At 63.5% G+C, this 4,029-nt stretch carries 3 protein-coding genes; 2 read left to right on the forward strand and 1 reads right to left on the reverse strand.

The features are described 5' to 3' along the window. Both KA184_21685 and KA184_21690 read left to right on the forward strand, forming a co-directional pair. On the forward strand, positions 1 to 471 hold a 471-nt coding region (locus tag KA184_21685; protein MBP8132199.1), incomplete at its 5' end, for a PmoA family protein. Between the two features lie 41 nt (positions 472 to 512). Next, positions 513 to 1,796 carry a Gfo/Idh/MocA family oxidoreductase gene (locus KA184_21690; GenBank protein ID MBP8132200.1) on the forward strand — a complete coding sequence of 428 codons (1,284 nt, stop codon included), beginning with the start codon at positions 513 to 515 and terminating at the stop codon, positions 1,794 to 1,796. A 67-nt stretch (positions 1,797 to 1,863) separates the two neighbouring features. Here KA184_21690 and KA184_21695 read toward each other — a convergent pair whose 3' ends face one another. Next, positions 1,864 to 3,834 carry a hypothetical protein gene (locus KA184_21695; protein ID MBP8132201.1) on the reverse strand — a complete coding sequence of 657 codons (1,971 nt, stop codon included), beginning with the start codon at positions 3,832 to 3,834 and terminating at the stop codon, positions 1,864 to 1,866. Positions 3,835 to 4,029: the final 195 nt, after the last annotated feature.

The following is a 4,029-nucleotide window of genomic DNA, read 5'->3' on the forward strand; positions in this document are numbered from 1 at the left end:
CTTGGCGCGTCGCTGCTCACGTGGACGTCGCGGCTAGCCCTGCCGCCGGGCAAGGACACCATCACGCTGACCGGTCACCACTACCACGGGCTCGGCATGCGGTTCGTCGAGTCGATGGACAAGGGCGGCGTGTTCCGGTACAGCGCGGCGCAACCGGGGGAGGTGGTGCGCGGCGACGAGCGGCTGACGCCCGGGCCGTGGTGCGCCTATACGGCGCAGGCGGACGGCAGGACCGTCACCGCAGCCATGTTCGACGACCCGAGAAACCCACGGCCCGCGTTGTGGTTCACGATGCAGACGCCGTTCGCCTATTTGTCCGCGACGGTCAACACGTGGAAGGAACCGCTCGCATTGACCGCCGGACAGGGCGCGGAACTGCGTTATGGGGTGGCGCTCTGGGACGGCGAGCCAAGCGCGGAACAAATCGAAGCTTTGTGCCGCCGGTGGCTGTTGCTGGCCGCCGCGGAGTAGAATCGGCCCTTCAATCATCATCAGCACAGAGGGAACAAGCCATGAAAGAGCACCAAGGACATCTCACTTCCCGGATGGACCGCAGGGCATTCCTGCGCAACGCGACCGCGGCGGCCGTGGCGACGGGCGTGGCGGCGTGCGCCGGCACGCGCGCATTCGCCGCGAACGAGCGGCTCGGCGTCGGAGTCATCGGTGTCGGCGGGCGCGGCAACGGGCATCTCCAGGCCATGAAGCACATCCAGGACAACGACAAGACCGTGCAGATCGTTGCCGTGGCGGACGTCTACCGCCCGCGCCTGGACAGGGCCGCGGCGGCGTACAACGCAAAAGGTTACATGGACCACCGCGAACTGCTGGCGGACCCGAACGTGGATATCGTTTGCATCGCCACGCCCGACCATCACCACGGCTACCAGGCCATAGACGCGGTCCGCGCGGGCAGGCATGTGTACTGCGAGAAGCCGGTGACTCACTGGCGGCAGTTTGAACTCACCAAGCAACTCGCCCAGGAAGTGAAGAAGTCCGGCAAGACGTTCCAGTGCGGCACCCAGGGCATGTCCGATTCCGCGTGGCGGCAGATGGGGCAGCTGGTCCGGGACGGCCTTATCGGGCAGCCGATTCACGCCGAGGCGGGGTTCTTCCGCGTCGGGGACTGGGGCGAACGCGGCATGCCGATCGACGACCCGAATGCGAAGCCGGGCCCGGATTTGAACTGGGAAGCGTTCCTGGGCGACTCGCCGAAGCGCGATTTTGACGTCAGCCGCTTTTTCCGCTGGCGCATGTACGAAGACTACGCGGGCGGCCCCTGCACGGACCTGTTCCCGCACATCCTGACGCCCGTCGTGCACATCATCGGCGCGAAGATGCCGAGCGTCGCCGTGGCTACGGGCGGCAAGTTCCGTTATGAGGAACGCGAAGTGCCCGACACGTTCAACATGCTCGTGGACTATCCCGAGAAGTTCACGATCGCCATTCTCGGCTCGCAGGGCAACGACTACCAGGGCACGGGCCATCGCGGTTCCGGCCAGCGCATCCCCATCGTCCGCGGGTGGGACGGCAGCCTGACCGTGCAGGATGAAGAAATTGTGTTCTTCCCGGCTGAAGGCTCGGACAAGAAAGAGCAGCGTTTCCCCATCGAGAAGGGTGAAAACCTGCTGCATCATTTCCAGAACTGGATCGAATGCTGCCGGAACGGTTCGCAGGACACCTGGAGCCCCGTCGATATGGCGTATCACGTCCAGACGGCGCTGATCATGTCCTTCTTGTCGTTGCGTGAGGGTAAGGTGGCCAAATTCGACCCCGCGACCGAGACGATTATGCTGTAGGCTGACAGTTGCGAAGAGTGTGCGTTATTCGAAAGCGCGGGCCGCGAGGTCCGCGTTTTCATTGGGTTCACGGATGGATTTCGCCCCGGCGAAGGGGTTCAGTAATCCAGGTCGCTTCGGGACCAAACCTTTTCAGGACGCCCGCATGGCCAGCGGGGGCGTCCAGGTAAACCTCGCGGACACTCCAGGTCATGCCGAGCACGGCCAGGGCCACGGCCGCAATGGCGAAGCATGCGTTGAACCACGCCCAGCCGCGCAGGTGCCGTTCCGGTTCTTCGGGGGTCAGGAGCCCCTCGCGGGGAAGTATAAGAATCAGGACCGTCGCAAGAACGGCGTTCAGGAAGATGACCCATTCGGTCAGTAGCCGGCCCGAAGTGAATCCGGGAAGGGCGCGCTCGAAATTCGCCACGACAATGGCCCACAGGAACACCAGGTAGAGCAATTGTCCTTTGCCCAGCCAGGATGCAGGCACGACCGCCAAAGGCTTGTGCATGTGGCGCATCATGAGCGCGATGCCCGCGACGGCGATCAGAAGATAGACGGATAGGAACCACACGGAAGCGGACAGTTCGACGCCTGAGACCAGCGGGGCTTTCATCGTTGCGGGCACCACCTTGTAGTCATTGACCCAGGTAGGCACGTTTTTGAAGATGTTCAGGAAGGTGATCCCAAACAGGACAAAGGCGAGAGCGAACACCTCCGTCCAGCGACGCTGTGCGGGGTCGCCCGCGACCCGTCCCGTGCGCCGGGCGAGAAACGCCATGGCGACAGCGATGCCGATGCCGTTAATGAATCCGTAGCTCTGTTCGAGGAAGCTATGCCAGTTGGCGCTTTGCCAGTGCGCCCACTGTGCCGCCACGGCGGCGTCTTGCTCAATGTTGGGATTGCCCAGAGACACGAGCCACAGCTTGATGCATGCCGCGCCAGAAAAGCCGAGTCCCCCAATGATGGCGCTGGTAACTGACGCATGGAGGGCGGGCCGGAGACCGTTGCGGCGCAGCCAGAGGAGCATGGCAAGATAGACACCCAGAATGCCCGCCCAGTCGTCGGAGCGCGGCGGGGTCATGCGAACGCCGAGCAGGGCTGGGAGAAGCAGGAAGGCGATGAGCCAACCGCTCGCCATGTGCACTATGAGCGAAGCGCCGGAACGGAACTCGCCGTGAACGATGAAGTAAATGCAGACAGCGAGCACCAGCCCGATTATCCAGCCGGCATGCTGCGGAATGTCGAGAAACACCTGGGGCCAGTTGATGACGAGGCTTTCTGAGACCTGCGCCGCAGACAGGCCTTCCTTTTCGGCGAGGTGCGCGATGTCGCCTTGACGGCGGACCAACAGCGCGGCGAGATGAGGCGTGAGCCCCAGCAGGTCGAGCAGGCGCTGAACGGCATAGCCGCCGGCCGCGCCCGCGGCGGCGTAAACTGGCAGGCGCAGCGACTTGCGGAAGCGCCGGTCCCAGAGGTCGAATGCGAACATGGCGAGCAGCGCCGCGAAGGCGGGTACCCAGTCTGCGTCAAACCAATACAGGGGGCTTTCGTGCCGCAAGTCGCTTCCCGTGTAAGCCGCTTCCCAGTGCTGAATGAGGAACTCATAAAGCCCGTAGAGCAGGAAGAATGCCGCGAGCACCCAGCAGATCGGGCGGAAAAGGGCCGTCAGCCGGTCGCGGTCCATGGCGCCCGGCAGCGCGGTGCCCGCCCCGCCCAGACCGCCCCACAGGGCCCCCACGACGAACAGGCAGAAGAATCCGTAGTACTGCGACGGGGCATGGCCGGAATGCGTGTAAGCGATGAGCTGCATGTAGGAAATGGAACCGCCAAACGCCCAACCGATAGCACCGAAGAATGCAAAATAGGGGACGCGCGCGCGCCAATCCTCACGCCCCGAGAGAAGGCACACGGCAATGGCCGTCAGGCAACCGGGGATCATCGCGCCATACTCGTGGCCGAAATTGCCGCGAATGCCCCAGCCTATCGACAAGGAGATGGCCGCGAGAAAAACCGTGGACAGGCGGGAACCACGCAGCTTGGACGTGTCGGACATGGTGTCATCCTCCCGGCTACGCGGCCGCCGACAAGACATTGCGTGTACGCTGGCCCCATTGAAAGCCGTTGTCGAAGACATGGCAAAAGAAAGCAGCAACGCATTATCCGCTGAACCGTTTTCTTGTTCAACCTCGATTGCGGGCAATACGCAATGACTCGAGTCACGGATTTCGTAAGACCTGCCGGGCCAGGC

The organism is Candidatus Hydrogenedentota bacterium (assembly GCA_018005585.1).
GTDB lineage: Bacteria > Hydrogenedentota > Hydrogenedentia > Hydrogenedentales > JAGMZX01 > JAGMZX01.